Source organism: Mycobacterium sp. 852002-50816_SCH5313054-b (genome assembly GCF_001667185.1).
In the GTDB taxonomy this organism is placed as follows: domain Bacteria; phylum Actinomycetota; class Actinomycetes; order Mycobacteriales; family Mycobacteriaceae; genus Mycobacterium.
This window is the reverse complement of sequence record NZ_LZIC01000009.1, coordinates 11,978-29,638: the sequence shown is the minus strand read 5'-3', so window position 1 is coordinate 29,638 and position 17,661 is coordinate 11,978. Positions and strand designations below refer to the sequence as shown.

The window sequence follows — 17,661 nt, the reverse complement described above, 5'->3', positions numbered from 1 at the left end:
GGCCCGGCGGTTTCGGGGCGTGGCTTACGTAGGCTCGGCCAAGCCGACTGAACCCGCCTTATCGGACTCCGGCACCTGACCGGCCAGGTACTCGGCCAGCGACCCGATGGTCGGATAGTCGAATACCGCGGTCGCGCTGATCGTGAACGCGCCACCGAACTGTGGAAGCAACCGGTTGCTGAATTCGACCGCCATCAGTGAATCGGTGCCGAGCTCCAGGAACCGGCTGGTTGCGGCCGGCGGTTGTGCGAGCCTCAGGAAATTCTGGACTTCGTACCGCAGGTACTCCGTGAGGAAGCTGCCGCGCTCGGCCTCGGGTACCTCGTGCAGTTGTCGCAACAACTCGCTGTCGCCGCGCGTCGCCGTGACAGCGCTCGGCAGCACATGGTCGAGCATCGCCGGGCGAGTGGCGCCCAGCCCCTTCGCGGCGCGCTGCCAGTTGGCTTTGATGACGGTTGCCTGCGCAGTTCCGTGTGCGACGATCTCGTCGAGCGCGTTGAGGGCGGCCGAAGGTTCCAGCGGGATGAGGCCCTGCGCACTGAGATTGGCGCGCGCGGCGTGCGAAGTGGCCATGCCACCCTTTGCCCACGGACCCCAGTTGATTGCGGTCGCGGGCATGCCCTGGGCCCGGCGCTCGGCAACGAGCCCGTCGAGCAGCGCGTTGGCGGTCGCGTAGTTGGCCTGGCCGGGCGAACCGATCACGCTGGAGGCCGAAGAGTAGACGATGAAGAAATCAAGATCGTCGTCCTTCGTGAGCCGATGCAGGTAGCAGCCGCCGAAGGCCTTGGGTGCCAACGCCTTCCGGAAGCTTTCGGAGCTCTGCTGTGGCAGCAGCGCGTCGTCGAGGACGCCCGCCAGGTGCGCGACCCCCGCGAGCGGCGGCAACTCCGCCCGGATCCGGTCCAACACCGCGGTGATCTGCGCTTCGTCGCCGACGTCGGCCGCGAAGATGTGGATGCGGGTCCGGTAGCGCTCCGTGATGTCGTCGATTGCCCGCTGAGCCTCGGCATCGGGCAGACGCCGACTGGTCAGGACGATGTCACCGGCCCCGAGTTGGGCCAGGTGGGCCGCCGTGTGCAGGCCGAGCGCACCGAGGCCGCCGGTGATCAGGTAGCTCCGATCGGCGCGCGGCTGCAGCGGTTTCGGCATCTGCAGCACGATCTTTCCGATGTGTCGCGCCTGCTGCATCCGGCGGAACGCGGTCTTCGCCTCCGTCACCGGGTAGACCTCGGCAGCGATCGGCTTCAACTCGCCCTTGGCCATGCTGTCGGCGACCTCGGTCAGCAACTTCCCCGTCCGCTCGGGTTCGTGCTCGATGCATGCGTCCAGCGCGATGATCTCGTAGTCGATATCGGGACGGGCCGCGGCCATCTGCTCGCGAGTCCAGATGTCGCGCTTGGCGATTTCGGCGAACCGGCCGCCCTGTGCGGTCGCCCGCACCGTCGCCGCGATGAACCCTTCATTGGTGAGGCTGTTCAGGACGACGTCGACGCCGGCGCCGCCGGTGTCGGCCAGGATCTGGTCCGCGAAATCCGTACTGCGCGAGTCGTAGATGTGTTCCACGCCCATTTTGCGCAGCGCCGCCCGCTTGTAGGTGCTGGCGGTGGCGAAGACGATCGCGCCGCGCTGCTGTGCTATCTGGATCGCGGCCAGGCCGACGCCACCACTGGCGGCATGGATGAGAACCCGGTCACCCGGTCCCACCTTCGCCCAGTCGAAAGCGAGTCGGGTCGTCAGCGCCCCGGCGGGTATGGTCGCCGCCCCTACCGCGCTCACCCCGTTCGGCACCGCCGCCAGGAACTGGGCCGGCACATTGACCCGGGTGGGGAACCCGCCCGGCATGAAGCCGAAGACGCGCTGGCCAACCTCGAATCCGGTGACCCCGGCGCCCAACTCCGTGACGACGCCGGCGAGGTCGCCGCCGCCGACCCGCCCCGGGTCGCCCGGATACAGGCCGAGCACGTTCAGCACATCCCGGAAGTTGAGGCCCGCGGCCTCCACCCGGATCTGCACCTCGCCCGCGCTCGGCGGCGGCACGTGCGTCTCGACCAGATGAAGGTTGTCGATCGCGCCGCGTTCGGTCGGCTCCAGGTTGTAATCGGTAGCGCGGGGCACCGGGAGGTGGCCGCTGCGCGCCCACGGCAGCAGCCGCGGGACCAAGTACTTTCCTTGTCGCAGTGCGATTTCCGGTTCGTCGGCGGGTGCGCCGAGCAGGCCGGCCAGCGAACGCACGGCGTCGTCGGCCCCGTCGCAGTCGACCAGCCTGCAGCGCAGGCTCGGCTGCTCGGTGATGACGGTCCGTCCAAAGCCCCACAGCGCCGACTGAGCCGGGTCGACCGGCTCGCCGGGCTCGGTCGCCACCGCCCGTTCGGTGACGATCCACAGTCCGCCGGTGAGTTTCAGGTCTTGCTGGGCCAACACCGTGCGCACGACGGTGAGCAGCTCATCGATCTCGGTCTCCAGCCGCGCGGCGAATTCGGCGCCCGACTCTTCCGCGTCGGGCCGCCCGGGGCTGCGCCAGACCACGCCGGAGACCGGCGCACCGCGCTCCTGAGCCTCCGCGAACACCCGCTTCCAGCGCTCCGGATCCACCGATGCACGGTCCACGGAGACACAACCGGGCACGTCGGCCGCCAGCTCGTCGAACCCGGCGATCAGCCAGGTGCCGTCGCCGTTTGCGACAGCGCCGCCCGATGCCGGTGCCGGCACCTCCTCCCAGCCGAGGGTGTACAGGTTGCGGGTGGCATCGCCGCCGAGCCCGCGCAGCAACGCCTCCCGGGGCGCGCGCTTGACGGTGAAGTCGCGAATCTCGCCCAGCTGGCGACCGTCACGATCCACGAAATCGAGATCGAACGCCTGGGTTTCGCTGTCGAGACCGCCCTTCTGCCACCGCGCGCGGCAGTAGAACCGCCGTGGCATCTCGTCATGCAGCACCACCCGCCCGTACCGCAGCGGCAGGAACAGATCGCTCAAACCCCCGCCATCCTCGGTCGCCGCGAGCGCCGCCTCCAAGGCCGGGAAGGCAATTCCGGTGCACAGATCGAGCAGCACCGGATGGATCGGCTCGCTGCCGAGGTGTTCGGCAAGCTCGTCGCCGATGGCGATATCGCCGATCGCCTCGCCGTCACCGGACCATAGCGATTTGAGCGACGTGGACCAGGTGGGACCCCAGGTCAGCTCCATGTCGGCGAAGGTGTCGAACAGCTGTTGCGGACGCGCGCGGCCCAGCCGCTCGCAGGCCGCGTCGATGGATTCCGTCGGCTCCAGTGCGGGCTCGTCCTGGACATCAGCGCCACCGCTGACGATCTGACCGTCGGCGTTCAACGACCACTCGGCGTCACGATCACCGTACGGGCGGCTGTGCACCTGGAAGGTCCAGCCGCCGTCGACCGGATGCACCGCCAGCTGCACCTCCCGGGAAGTCTTGTCGCCCAGGATGATCGGTTCGTAGAAGAAGACTTCCCGCACCTGCGCCGGCGCCCCGACCGTGGCAAGGGCCATCGCCGCGTACGTCGCGCCCGGAACGACTACCGAGCCGTAGATGACGTGATGCGACAGCCATGGCTGCGTGTTGACGGACCACCGACTGGTGTAGACGGAGTCGCCGGAGGCAAGATCCTTTGAGTTCCCCAGGATTCCGGATCCGGTGGCGCCATGCCCGTCGATGCCGCGGATGTCGGCATTCTTGGGCCAGAAACGACGGCGCTGGAAAGCATAGGTGGGCAGTTCGAGTTTGTGGCGCGGCCGATGGTGCAGCGCAGCGAATACCGGCCGATGGCCGCTGACGTACGCCGCGGCCAGCGCTTCGGCCATCTGACGCCGGGCATCGGCGTCCTTGCGCAGTGACACGATCGGACGCGGGGAGGCCGAGGATTCCGGCCAGGCCTGCACGGCAGCGTTGGTCAGGACCGGTTGCGGACCGATCTCCATCAACACCGAGCAGCCCAGCGCCGCCACGGTGCGCACGCTTTCGGCGAACTGCACCGGCTGGCGGGAATGTCGCCGCCAATACTGGGCGTCCAGCGGGGTTTCCGCGGTGAGCAGCGCGCCGGTCCGGTTGCACACAAGGGGCAGGGTCGGAACGGCGAATTCGAACTTGCTTGCGTACGATTCGAATTCGTCAAGCACCGGGTCCAGCAGCTCGGAGTGGAAGGCATGACTGGTGTCCAGCCACGTGCAGCGCACTCCCTCGCCGGTCAACGTGGTGACGATCTCCTCCAGGTCCGCGCCGGGACCCGACAGCACCGTGTTGGGGCCGTTGTAGGCGGCGACCGAAATGTGCGGGAATTCTTCGGCGACGCTGTCCACTTTTTGCGCGTCGGCGAATACCGCGACCATCCGCCCACCCTCGGGCAGACTGCCGAACAGCCGCCCGCGCTCGGCCATCAGGCGTGCCCCGTCCTCGAGGCTGAACACTCCGGCCACGCACGCGGCGGCGTACTGGCCCACACTGTGCCCCAGCACCACGTCTGGCTCGATGCCCCACGACTGCCAGAGCCGCGCCAGACCCATCTCGACGGCGAACAGCGCCGGCTGCGCAAAAGAGGTGTGGCCCAGCCCTTTTCCGGCGTTACCGCCGGTGTCGCTGTCAGTGTCGAACAGCACCTCGAGCAACGGCCGCGGCAGCATCGGATCGACCGCTTCCGCGCATTGCCGCACGGTGTCGGCGAACACCGGCTCGGTGTCGAACAGTTCACGCGCCATTCCCGGGTACTGGCTACCCTGACCGGTGAACAACCACGCCGTCTTCGGCGGGTCACCGCACACGCCACGCACCGCACCCGGTCCCAGCCGGTTCTCGGCCAATCCGGCCAGCAGCTCGCGGGCACCCGCGGCCGAATCCACGACAAACGCGGCGCGGTGTTCGAAATGCGAACGCCCTACGCCCGCCGTGTAGCACAGATCGGCGACATCGGCCTCCGGGTGCTCCTCCAGCCAGGCTCCATACCGCTGCGCCAACGTCACCAGCGCCTCCGGTGATCGCGCCGAGAGCGGCAACACGCCGACCGGTTGATCTTCGGCGGCCGGCTCCGGTGTCGCGGTGTTGTCGGGAACCGCGTCGCCTTCCGGGGTGACGTCGACCACTGCCGATGGCGGCGGCGCCTCCTCGATCAGGACGTGTGCATTCGTGCCGGAGAATCCGAACGAGCTTGTCCCGGCGCGGCGCGGCCTGCCGTTGGCGTGCCACTCAATCGCGTGGTCCACCACCCGGACCGGCAGCGAGTCCCACGGAATGTTCGGTGACGGGTTCTCGAAGTGAAGGTTCTGCGGCAGGACCTCGTGCTGCAAGGACAACACGACCTTGATCAGACCGGCGATCCCCGCGGCCGACTCGAGGTGCCCGATGTTGGTCTTGGCCGATCCGATCAGCAGCGGCCGGTTCGGGTCGCGGCCAACGCCGTAGGCGGCCGCGGCGGCCTGGACCTCGATCGGGTCACCCAGCGAGGTGCCCGTGCCGTGCGCCTCGAGGTAATCGACGTCCCCGCCGACGAGACCGGCGCGAGCCAGCGTCGCGGCGATAAGCCGTTGCTGCGCACCGCCGTTCGGCACGGTCAGACCGCTGGAAGCGCCGTCCTGGTTGACCGCGCTGCCCTTGATGACCGCGCAGATGTGATCGCCGTCGCGCTGCGCATCGCTGAGCCGCTTGAGCACCAGGATCCCGCAGCCTTCACTGCGCGCGTAGCCGTTCGCGGCGGCGTCGAAGGTCTTGCATCGGCCGTCGGCGGCCAGCATCCTGGCGCGCGCGGTGGCAACGATGGACGCCGGGCTCACCAAGACGTTCACCCCACCGGCCAGCGCCATGTCGCAGTCACCGGAATGCAAGGCCTGGCAGGCCTGATGGACGGCCACCAGCGACGCGCTGCACGCGGTGTCCACCGCCATCGCCGGGCCTTCCAGCCCCAGCGCGAACGCCACCCGGCCCGCGATGACATTGAGGGCATTGCCGGTGATGAAGTGGGCCTCGATGGTCTCGACCGAGTTGGCGTTCAGCAGCTGGGAGTACTCGTTGGCGGCCACGCCCACGAACACGCCAGTTCGACTGCCGCGCAACGCCGCAGGCGCATACCCGGCACGTTCCAGGCCCTCCCACGCGATCTCCAGCATCAACCGCTGCTGCGGATCCATCCACACGGCTTCGCGCGGGGAAATGCCGAAGAACTCCGGATCGAACCCGTCGATGCTTTCGAGGTATCCGCCGTAGCGCGTGTAGATCTTGCCCGGCGCCTCGGGATCCGGGTCGTAATACTCGTCGACGTCGAAGCGGTCATCCGGGATCTCCCGGATCGCATCGACACCGCCGGACAGCAAGTCCCAGTACGCCTCGGGATCGGGCGCACCCGGGAAGCGGCATGCGACCGCGACGATCGCGATCGGCTCGTCCGTGCGCGCCGTCACCGCGGCGGCGACCGGCGCCGGCGGCGCCGCCGCACCCGCGGACGCCGATGCGTCGAGGCTGAGGACGTCGTTGATGAGGAAATTCGCGACGTCGGTGATACGCGGGTAGTCCATCGCCAGGGTCGATGGCAGCTGCGCGCCCACCGCTCGCTCGAGCCGGCGCCGCAGTTCGACGGCCATCAGCGAATCCATGCCGAGGTCGAACAGTCCGGCCTCCTCGCGGACTTCGGCGGGGTCGATGCGGGTCACGTCCGCGACGGCGTCACGCAGGTAGTCCACGACGAGTTTCTTCCGCTGCTGCACCGGGGCCGCGGTGAGCCGGTCGACCAATTGCGTGGTCCCGGACTCTGCCGGTGCCTGTGCCGACTCGGGCACCTCACGCTGCAACTGCGTGAAGAATGATCGCTTGCCCGCCATCTGGTACAGCGGCAGGAAGCCGGCCCAGTCGATCCGGGCCACCACCCCGTGGGATACGCCCTTGCCCGAAGACGCCATCAGTTCGGCCATCCCCGCCAATGCATCGGCCGGCGACAGTGGCCGGACCCCACGCTTGTCCAGCTCCGCGCGGGCGGCCTCGTCGGCCATGCCCGCCGCCAACCACGGACCGAAGTTGACGCTGATCCCGGGCACACCCTGCTCACGCAGCCGCCAGGCCAGCCCGTCGAGGAAGGCGTTGGCCGCGCTGTAAGCGGTCTGGCCGCCGGCGCCCCATACCCCGGCAATCGAGGAGGTGCTGAGGAAGAAGTCCAGCTTCAGGTCCGCGGTAGCTTCGCTCAAATTCCAAGCGCCCCACACCTTCCCGGCGAACACCCGATCCACTTCGGCGTCATCCAAGGATTGCAGCGGGGTGGTGCTGATCTCACCCGCGGCGTGCACGACGCCGGCCAGCGGCGGGAGTTCGGCCCGCACGGTGGCCAAGACGTGAGCAACATCGTGCGGGTTGGAAACGTCGGCCGTGATGACCCGCACTTCGGCGCCGGTCTGCTCGCATATCGCATCGATGCGTTGTTGCGCGGCGTCGCTGGGCGCGCGCCGGCTGGTCAGCACCAGATGCCGGGCTCCATGCGCGGCCAGGTATGCCGCGACTTCCAGTCCGATCGCGCCCAGCCCGCCGGTCACCAGATATGTCGCGTCCTCACGCAGTGCCAGCGGTGTCGCGGCCGGCTGCCCCGCGCGTCGAGTCAGCCGGGGAACGTAGACCGCCTGGTCCCGAAGCGCGAGTTGGTCTTCGCCGGCCGGTGCCGCCACCAGCTGGTCGATCAGCCGGGACCACACCCCGCCGTCCAAGGCGCCGCCTTCGGCCAGATCCGCCAGTCCGCCCCACAGTCGGGGGTGTTCCAGCGCCGCGGCGCGACCGAAGCCCCACAGGCAGGACTGCGCCGGTGACACCTTGTCCGCGCCGGTGACCCGTTGTGCGCCACGGGTTATCAGCCAGATGGGCGCGCGCAGTTCAGCGGCAGCCGCGGCGCAGAAGAGTCGCCGCGTCCCGCTCAGGACTTGGTGTTGCATCCGCAACAGCGACTGCGTCGACGGTGCCGTGTCCGATCCGAGGGCCCCGAGATGCAGGATACGCAGCGTCGGTTCGTCTGCGGACGCAGTGCGCAACGTCTCTTTGAGCCGAACCGCGTCAGCGTCGGACACCGGCAACCCCACGATCCGGTGCCGGTGCCCACGTGCGGTCAGCGCGTCGACCAACGGCTGAACCGCCTCGGCGTCGTCGCTGACGAGGAGCCACGCAATGCCCTCGCCGGCAGTCGCGCCCGAGGTTTTGACGGCGGATTTCTCCCAGCGGATCTCGTAGCGGGAGTCCGCGACGGACTGCGCATTACGCTGTTGGTTGTGTTCTGCCGCAAGCTGTTTCAGCACATCGACGGTCTGTGGATTACTGTCCCCGCCGCCCAGTAGCGCAGCGAGCTCCTCGATCCGGCCGTCCTCCAGGAGCCCGACGGCCTGGGTCCGCGTGGCTGAGGCCTGGCTGGAAGTGTGGGTGGACGCCACCTTCCGCTCACGGAACCAGTACTGGCGGTGCTGGAACGGATAGGTGGGCAGGTCGAGCTTGCGCGCGGTCGCCGGCGCCAGAGCGCCGAAGTCGGGTCGGTGCCCGACGATGTAAGCGTTGGCGAGCGCTTCGGTGATCTGGCGGTGATCGGCGATGTTCTTACGCATCGACGCGATCGCCCGGGGTGCGGTGCCCGGATCCGGCCACGCCCGCATGGCCGCCGCGGTGAGGATCGGTTGGGGCCCGATCTCCAGCAGCATCGTGCAGTGCAGTTCGGCCAGTGTGCGCACACTCTTGGCGAATTCGACCGGTTGGCGCGCATGGCGGCGCCAGTAGGCGCCGTCCAGTTTCGCGCTCCTGCCCAGGGCCGCGCCGGTGCGGTTGCACACCAATGTCTTTTGCGGTGCGCCGAACTCAAAACGGTTCGCGTACGACTCGAACTCGTCGAGGACCGGATCCAGCAGCGCCGAGTGGAAGGCGTGGCTGGTGTCCAGCCAGTCACAGCGCACACCGTCGGCTTCCAAGCCGGCCACCGCCTGGTCGAGATCCTGCACGGGTCCCGACAGCACGGTGTTGGCGCCGTTGTAGGCGGCCACGGAAAGGCTGGGGAATTCGTCGGTGATGCTTTCCACCCGCTCGGGGGCGGCGAAGACCGCGACCATCCGGCCGCCTTCGGGCAGGCTGCCGAACAGGCGGCCGCGCTCGGCCATCAGCAGCATTCCGTCCTCGAGGCTGAACACGCCCGCGACGCAGGCCGCCGTGTACTGGCCGACGCTGTGGCCGATCACCACGTCCGCTTCGAAGCCCCACGACTGCCAGAGGCAGGCCAGGCCCATCTCCACCGCGAACAAGGCGGGCTGGGCGTAACTGGTTTGGCGCAAGGCGTCGTCACCGTCCGGATCGAAAATGACGTCCAGCAGCGGCTTTTCGAGCACGTCGGCAACCGCCGCCGCGCAGCGGGTCATCGTCTCGGCGAACACCGGCTCAGTCTCGAAGAGCTCCCGTGCCATGCCGGCATACTGGCTGCCCTGGCCCGTGAACAACCACGCCGTCTTCGGCCGATCGGTGCAGTCACCGCGCAGCAAGCCCGGTGCGGGGCGATCGTCGGCCAGCGCGGCGAGTTGCTCACGTGCGGAGTCCGTCGAGTTCACCACCAGGGCGGCCCGGTGCTCGAAGTGCGATCGCCCGGCCCCGGCGGTGAGGCAGACGTCGGCCAACGACGCGTCCGGGTGGGCGGCCAGCCAACCGCTGTAGGCCTGGGCGAGCTCCGCCAGGGCCGCCGGGTTGCGCGCCGAGAGCGGCAACAGGCTGAACCGCCTGTCGTCCGACGGGGCCTGCGGCGCCGCGGCGACGGCTTCGGGCGCTACTGGAGCTTCTTGGAGGATGATGTGCGCGTTGGTTCCGGAGAACCCGAACGAGCTGATCCCGGCGATCCGGGGCCGGTCGGCGCGCGCCCAGGGTTGGGCCTCGTCGACCACCCGCACGGGAAGCCGGTCCCACGGGATGTGCGGCGACGGTTTGCTGAAGTTCAAGTGCTTCGGCAGCACCTCGTGCTCGAGCGACAGGATCACCTTGATCAGACCCGCGATTCCCGCGGCCGCCTCCAGGTGCCCGATGTTCGTCTTCACCGACCCGATCAGCAACGGCCGGTCGGCGTCGCGCCCTTTGCCCAATGCGGCACCGGCGGCCTGTACTTCGATCGGATCACCCAACGAGGTGCCGGTCCCGTGCGCCTCCAGGTATCCCACGTCACCGGGCGCGACACCCGCGCACTGCAACGCCTCGGCGATCACGCGCTGTTGGGCGACCCCGTTGGGCACCGTCAACCCGCCCGACGCACCGTCCTGGTTGACCGCGCTCCCTCGGATCACGGCCCGGATCCGGTCACCGTCTCGGATCGCGTCCTCGAGGCGCTTGACGACCACGACACCGCAGCCCTCGCCGCGCACATAACCGTCGGCGGCCGCGTCGAAGGTCTTGCACCGGCCGTCCGGGGCCAGCATGTGCGCGTGGGAGAAGGTCATCGCGGTCTTCGCGCTGAGCAGCACGTTCACGCCGCCGGCCAGCGCGAGGTCACATTCCCCGAAGCGCAGGGCCTGGCACGCCTGGTGGACGGCCACCAGCGACGAGCTGCACGCGGTGTCGACAGACACCGCCGGACCCTGCAGCCCAAGCCCATAGCTGATCCGGCCGGCTCCCGCGGCGGACGACGTCCCGATCGCGACGTAGGCCTCGATCTCCTCGTAACTCAGCTGTTCGGAGATCAATCCCAGGTAGTCATGGGTGCCCAGACCCATGAACACACCGGTCTTGGTGTTCGCCAGCGCCGACGGGGCGGTTCCCGAATGCTCCACCGCCTGCCACGCCGTCTCCAGCAATATCCGGTGCTGCGGGTCGATCAGCATGGTTTCGCGGTTCGACAGCCCGAAGAACGGCGCGTCGAACCCCGTCACGTCCTCGATGAATCCGGCCCGGCGGCTGACGATCTTGCCGGGCGCATCGGGATCCGGGTCATAGAATTCCTCGACATCCCAGCGGTCCTGGGGCACCTCCGAGATAGCATCCCGGCCTTCGCACAGGACATCCCAGAACTCGTTGGCATCCGCGGCACCCGGGAGGCGCACGGCATAGCCGACGATCGCGAAGCTGTCGCCCGTCCCCTGCGATCCACGCGCCGGTTTTGGTGTCTCGAGATTGTTCTGCAGATCGGTCATCTCCGACCGCCGATCATCTGCTGTTGCTTCTCGTCGTTGACCAAGACGAAAAAGCAGCCCCCGCCGTCATCGAAGGGATTGATGCTCAACCGCGTCTCCAGACCGTCTACTCGACATGGGTATAACAAGTTCTAGACCATACTTGCTGGGTGAGACGCCTGTCACGCGAATAGGTAACTGAGACGCCCGTCACGCGGCTTGCTCACCGGTGCGCTGACGAAGCGCTCCGCCGCCGCCGACTCACCGTTAGCCGGTCAGCCGGCGACCCGCGAGCGGGCGAAATTCTCGACCAGGTCGCCGGCGGCCACGGTGCCTTTGGAGGCATCGCTCATTTGCGCGGCGACTTCCCGCGCCCGGGCGGCGTATCCCGGGGTGAGGATGGTGCGGAGGTCCGTCAGGAGCGTTTCCGTGCTAGCCGTCGAAAGGCGCCGGGCGGTGCCCACCTTCAATCGTTTGATCTGATTTCCCCAGAAGAACTGATCGGGCAACTTCCAGAGAATCAGCGCGGGCACGCCCGAGCGCAGGGCAGCGTTTGTGGTGCCCGAACCTCCGCGATGCACGATCGCGCGAACGGTGGGAAAGATCCGCGCGTAGTTCATGGTGTCGACCACCTTGACGTGGTCAAAACGGGGGCCGTCGCTGTAGTCGCTGCCGGCGGATACCACCAGCCCCCGCACGCCTAACTCCGCGGTGGCCGCGCCGATCATGGCCATGATCGCGCTCGGGTCGTCCACCGGGATGCTGCCGAAGCCGAAGGAAATCGGCGGTTCCCCTTCGGCGATCCACGCCGCGATCTCGTCATCGGCATCCGTCTGCCACTCCAGCGTCAGCGTACCGACGTTGGGTCGTTCCTTGGTGAATTCCGCCCATTGAGCGGGCAACCAGGGAAACAACGCCGCGTCATAGGCCTGCAGCTCCAGCGAGCCGCGTTCGACGATCCGTTGGGGCGCGGGTTTGGTGGCCTTCGGCAGGCCGAGTTCACGGCGCTGCGCGCCCTCGACCTTCCTGCTCAGGAGCCAATAACCCCATTCGTACGCCCTGACCTGGCGCGCGGCGGTGGCCCGTATCGGGTTGTAATGCAGCGTGGCCAACGGAATGTTGTAGTACTCCGCGACGCTGCTTGCCTGCTCCTCCCAGCTCTGGCCGGTCAATAGCAGGTCGGCGCCCTCCGCCGCCGACACGAGCGTCCTGCTCATGTCGGCCCAACACGTGGTAAAGACATCCCATCTGTCGCGCCAGAACTTGATCAGACCCCGGATTCGCCAGGGTTGGCGGAAAAACAAACTCATGAAGCTGCGCAACGGTTTCATGCTCTCCGACCAGTCGACGCCGTAGGCGACCGCCGCAAGCCCTAGCTTCTCGACGAAGGCGATCTGGTCGGGCGGGACGGCCATGCACACTTCGTGCCCGCGGCGCGCCAGCTCACGGCCGACGACCGCGACGGGCTCGATGTCGCCACGGCTTCCCCAGCACGCCAGCACAAACTTCATGGAGCTCCTCGCTCTTCTACTTAGGTCTAACAAGTGCTAAACCATACTTCCTGGCCGTGGCGGCTGCCTGACAAATGCCGATCAACAGACCCGCTTGAGGCGGGCGAGATTTTCCAAGAGGTCGGCGGCGGCCGCGGCGCTTTTGGCGGGTTCGGTCATCCGGGTGGCGAGCTCGCGGGCACGGGCGGCGTACCCCGGCGCGAGGATGGACCGCAAATCCGCGACCATCGATTTCTCACTCGCCGTCGAAAAGCGCCGGGCGGTGCCGACCCCGAGCCGTTTCACCGCGGCCCCATAAACCGCGTGCACGAGATCCCAGAAAAGGATGAGTTGAGGGACACCCGCGCGCATGGCGACAGGCGTGGTGCCCGAGCCGCCGTGGTGGACGACGGCGCGACAGGCGGGAAACACGGTCGCGTAATTCATCGCTCCCACCACCTTGACGTGGTCGAAGTGCGGGACGTCGCTGTAATCGGTCCCGCCGGCGACTACCAATGCCCGCTCGCCCAACTGTGCACAGGCCGCGGCGATCATGGCGATCGTGTCGGCCGGAGATTCGACCGGAATGCTGCCGAACCCGAAAAAGATCGGCGGCGTTCCGGCGGCGATCCACGACGCGACGTCCTGGTCGGCATCCGTCTGCAATTCCAGCGTCAGCGTGCCCACAAAGGGACGTTGCCGATCCCAGGTGGCCCATTCGGCTGCCAGCCCGGGAAAGCACACCTCGTCATAGGCCTGGATTTCCAGCGCTCCGCGTGCGGTAATCCGTCGCGGTGCGGAGCCGGTTGCCTTTGGCAGACCCAGCTCCAGGCGCTGGGTGTCTTCCACCTTCTTCATCCCGCGCCACGACACCCACCAGAACGCCGCCACCGCCGAACGCCGCAGCCGCGCCGGCAGGAACCGCAAAGTCTGGCCGTTGGGACGCAGCGGGAAGTAGTGCAACGTGGCCAGGGGAATGTCGTAGTACTCCGCGACATTGGCGGCGGCGTCTTCGAAATTGATGCCGGTGAAGATCAGGTCGGCGCCGTCCGCCAGCGACCTCAGCGTCGTGCTCATGTCCCGCCAACTCTGGAGGAGGGGCCCGCCGATTGCGGCCCGCGCCCTCATCAGATCCCCGATCCGCCAGGGGCGGCCGAAGAAACAGGTCCAGAATTCGCGGTGCGAATCCAGGATGGACCGCGACTCCGGTCCGAAGCCGACCGCCGCGACCCCGGCCGCCTCGGCGAAGCCGACCAGATCGGGCGGGACGGCCATGCACACGTCGTGCCCTCGCAGCACCAGCTCGCGCCCGACCGCCAGGTTGGGCTCGATATCACCGCGACTTCCCCAGCTTGCCAACACAAACTTCATCGCGACCCGGTCCTAGGTCACGCTGGGCGGTTCGGGTCTAGCTTGCCGAGACCGGTAATTTCGAGGCTGACCGACTTCCGTTGTCCGGCGGCGCCAAGCATGAAGAAGATGTCGCCGATCGGTGCGCCCAGCCAGAACCGCCAAAACCGGCTGCGGAAGAACTTCCAGACATAGCTGCCGTCGCCCACCAACCAATACCCCGCAATCCAGGGCAGGTAGTAGGTCGCGCGTTTCCACCGCGAGACAACCATCTCCAGATTCATCTCCATGATCTCGAGACCCCACGCCCGGTATCGCCATTCCAGCTCGTACTTGGTCTGGAACTCGAAGAACGCCAGCATTTCGGCATTGGTGACGAGGTATTCGTCGAAGACGAGAATGGATCCTTCGGCGAAGCGCTCCTTGCACGTTTCCAGCGCATGCAGGCAACTCTCGTAGGTGTCCAAATCCATGTGGAACAACGTGATCGGGGCGCCCGGCCGATCGGCCAAGAACGGCGCCAACGTCTCATAGGTGCTCCCCTTGATGAACTGCACCTTGCGACCGAGCGCAGCGGGAACCCCGTCCTGCAAGCTCACGCCCGTGTCCTGCATGGAACGTTGCGCGAGCGGTTCCGACAGTGAAAAGGTTCCGCGCTTGATGAGGACCTGGTCGTCGATTTGCCAGTCTTCGACGAGGCCCTCGAAGGTATCGAAGCCGTACACCTGACGGCCGGACGCATCGAACATCAGCCTCGTCGACCAGCCGAGCCAGACGCCCAGGTCCAGCAGCAGTTCGTCGGAGCTCTGTGGGCCCGGCGTCGGCAGTCGAGACGCCTCCCATAACAGCGTGTGGCCGCCGATTCTGCACCCCCGCATGTCCTCGAGCGTGCGGCGGATAAACGCGCGATAGGCGTCGTCATATACCCGGGTGTCGCGGGCATACAGGTTCGGAATGTAGCGATCGCGATCCCGGTAGATGAGGCGCGCACAGAGGAGTAACAGGACAAGCACGCCGAACGCGACGAGCAGTAGCGGCTGGACATAACATGCCGCAGCCGCAAGAAGCGCGAGGCCAACCAGAACCGCTTTCCATACGTTATGAAGGTTCGTCCGATCCACTGGTGGACGTTCCACTTTCGGACTATGGACGACGCTCACCGGTTCACCTCCGGGTTCTCGGCCCGACTCGGCCCTACCGGGTCGGCATGGCGCCTGAGCCAGGTCATGTGCGAACTCCGGGTTCCAACCTCAAACAGGACAACCTTCAGGCCGCCTTCCGCCAGCTCTTGGACAGCCCAAGGAGCCCAAGACGATGAACAATGATTCGCAAACATACCGAATGCGTTCAACACGTGTGTGATACTTCCCCGGACCGGGGGAACACATCCTCATTCTTCTTTCCAAGGTTGCTTCCTTGCTGCACGCCGACCGCGTTAGCCCTATCGAAGGACTGCGGCCTCAGCGCTCAGTAGAGTCGGGCTTTCGCCCAGACATCGAGGGCCTGCGCGCTGTCGCGGTCGTGGCTGTCGTCCTGTTTCACGCCGGCCTGCCCGGTGTGGGCGGCGGGTTCGTCGGCGTGGACGTCTTCTTCGTCATCTCGGGCTTCCTGATCACGGGGCTGCTGTGGCGAGAGGTGAGCTCCGCCGGCACCGTGAAGCTGGGCCGCTTTTACGGAGCCCGGGCTCGCAGGCTGCTGCCGGCCTCGGCCGTGGTGGGCGTGCTCACCGCGATCGGCGCGGCCGCCCTGTTGCCCCCGCTGCAGGCCCGCGGCGTGCTCGAGGACGGGGTCTACAGCGCGCTGTATGTCAGCAATAACCACTTCGCCCACGAGGGCTTGAGCTACTTCTCCCCGGCGCAGCCGCCATCGCCGTTTCAGCACTACTGGTCGCTGGGTGTAGAGGAACAGTTCTACCTGGTGTGGCCGGCGTTGATCATCGGCACCACGTTGCTCATCCGGCTGGTGCGCCGGCGCACCAAGGCCCACACCCCTTCCAGGCAAACCCCGTATCTGGTGGTCCTTGCCCTGGTCGCAGCCCTGTCGTTCACGCTGTCGCTGGCCGCCACTTTCGTGGCGCCGTCCGTGGCGTTCTTTTCCCTGCCCACCCGGGCGTGGCAGCTGGCCGCGGGCGGCCTGGTGGCCCTCATGGCCGGCCAGTTGCGCCGACTCCCGGCACGCGCCGCCTCGATCGCGGGATGGGCGGGGCTGGCGGTGATCCTGCTGGCCTGCGGGCTGCTCGGCCCGGGCACCCTCTATCCGGGCACCGCCGCGTTGTTGCCGGTGCTAGGTGCGGTGCTGGTGATCGGCGCCGGCTGTGCCGCGCCCGCCGGGGGATGCGGCCGCCTGCTTGCAACGACGCCGATGCGCGCGATCGGCCGGATCTCCTACTCTTTGTACTTGTGGCACTGGCCGGTGCTGCTGCTCGCAGCGGCCTTGCTAGGCCACCCACTGGGGCTGGCCGGCAGGCTGGCGACAGTCCTCATCTCCGGCGGGCTGGCTGTGCTCACGTTGCGTTTCATCGAGGATCCCTTCCGATTCGCCGCTCCGATCCGTGGGTCGGCCCTGGCCAGTCTCGCGCTGGGCGGTGCGGCCACCGCGGTCGCGGTCTGTGTGGGCGTGGCGCTGATGGGCCAGGTGCCCAACCCGGTCGGTGGCGGCGCACCGGCCGCGCGGTTGACCATCACGGCGTCGCCTCCGCCTCCGGGCTCCCCCATCGACGCCTACGACGCGGCGGTACACAGCGCGTTCACCCAGGCGCAGGCTGCGGTCGCGGCGGCCACCAACCTGAAGGCCGTTCCGTCGAACCTCGAACCGAAGCTCGCTGAGGCGGCGGCCGAATACAGAGCTGAGTTCTACAACGGTTGCCAACGCAACCTCTTGGGGGTCGGACAGCCCGGGTGCGTGCTGGGCGACACCACTTCGACGACGACCGTCGCCCTGCTGGGTGACTCGCACGCCACCATGTGGGCGCCGGCGTTCCAGCAGGTCGCCGAGCAGCAGCACTGGCGGCTGGAGACCCTCACCAAGGGGGCGTGTCCGCCGATGAGCTTGCCCGCCACCGGCTTCGTCGGGCGCATGGTCGATTACGTGCAACGCTGCGAGCAGTGGCGCGGTGCGATGATGGCCCGGCTCCGCGCCGAGCACCCCCGGCTTGTCGTGGTGAGCATGTCCCGCGGGTACGGCGGCCTGGACTACCTGCCCAAGCCATACAACCGGGCATGGTCCGACGGGCTGACCCGCCTCGTGCAGCAGCTGCGCGGTATCGACGCGCAGGTGCTGGTGCTGGGGCCGGTCCCGAATCCCTACGAGTCGGTGCCGATCTGCCTGTCCGACCACCTCAACGACGCGATGGCCTGCTCGGCGCCGCGGTCGAAGGCGTTGAACCGAGCCGGCATCGCCGATGAGGCCGCCGCCACCCAAGCCGGTGGCGGGCATTACGAAAACCTCGCCGAGCTGTTCTGCACCGCCGACCGGTGCCCGGTCGTGGTGGGCAACACCATGGTGTACTTCGACGATCACCTGACGAGCGAATACGCGCGGGTGCTCGCACCGGCGATGGGTGCGCTCGCCGGCCGCACGCTCGCCAGCGCACGGCCGCCGGCCGACCGCACGCCAGCCGGCGGTTGAGCCGTCTGCGCAGCCGAGCGCCGTCCGGCAGGCCGGTAGTTTTCTTCCCACCGATACGGCCGATCAAGATGTGGTGCCTCGGTATGATCACCCGGACCGCACCCCT

The 17,661-nt window shown here is 67.8% G+C and carries 5 protein-coding genes; 1 reads left to right on the top strand and 4 read right to left on the bottom strand.

Annotation, left to right across the window (positions count from 1 at the left end; translation table 11 throughout):
• Nucleotides 1-24: 24 nt before the first annotated feature.
• The 4 genes from A5787_RS01095 to A5787_RS01080 form a co-directional block, all read right to left on the bottom strand.
• Entirely contained in the window at nt 25-11,109 is an 11,085-nt protein-coding gene (locus tag A5787_RS01095) for a type I polyketide synthase (protein WP_066960376.1), read from the bottom strand.
• A gap of 254 nt (nt 11,110-11,363) precedes the next feature.
• A complete protein-coding gene (locus A5787_RS01090; RefSeq protein ID WP_066960373.1) occupies nt 11,364-12,599 on the bottom strand; it encodes a glycosyltransferase in 1,236 nt (411 codons plus the stop codon).
• A gap of 81 nt (nt 12,600-12,680) precedes the next feature.
• Nucleotides 12,681-13,949 (bottom strand): glycosyltransferase, encoded by a 1,269-nt coding sequence (locus A5787_RS01085; RefSeq protein ID WP_066960370.1) that lies wholly within the window; start codon nt 13,947-13,949, stop codon nt 12,681-12,683.
• Between the two features lie 17 nt (nt 13,950-13,966).
• A complete protein-coding gene (locus tag A5787_RS01080) occupies nt 13,967-15,049 on the bottom strand; it encodes a class I SAM-dependent methyltransferase (RefSeq protein ID WP_231993749.1) in 1,083 nt (360 codons plus the stop codon).
• A 271-nt stretch (nt 15,050-15,320) separates the two neighbouring features.
• Between A5787_RS01080 and A5787_RS01075 the strand changes: the two genes are divergently transcribed.
• Nucleotides 15,321-17,555 (top strand): acyltransferase family protein, encoded by a 2,235-nt coding sequence (locus tag A5787_RS01075; RefSeq protein WP_066960364.1) that lies wholly within the window; start codon nt 15,321-15,323, stop codon nt 17,553-17,555.
• The last annotated feature ends 106 nt before the right edge of the window (nt 17,556-17,661 follow it).

Coding starts and splice junctions, on each gene's coding strand:
- A5787_RS01095 (WP_066960376.1), bottom strand. CDS start 11,109: ATGACCGATCTGCAGAACAATCTCGAGACACCAAAACCGGCGCGTGGA.
- A5787_RS01090 (WP_066960373.1), bottom strand. CDS start 12,599: ATGAAGTTTGTGCTGGCGTGCTGGGGAAGCCGTGGCGACATCGAGCCC.
- A5787_RS01085 (WP_066960370.1), bottom strand. CDS start 13,949: ATGAAGTTTGTGTTGGCAAGCTGGGGAAGTCGCGGTGATATCGAGCCC.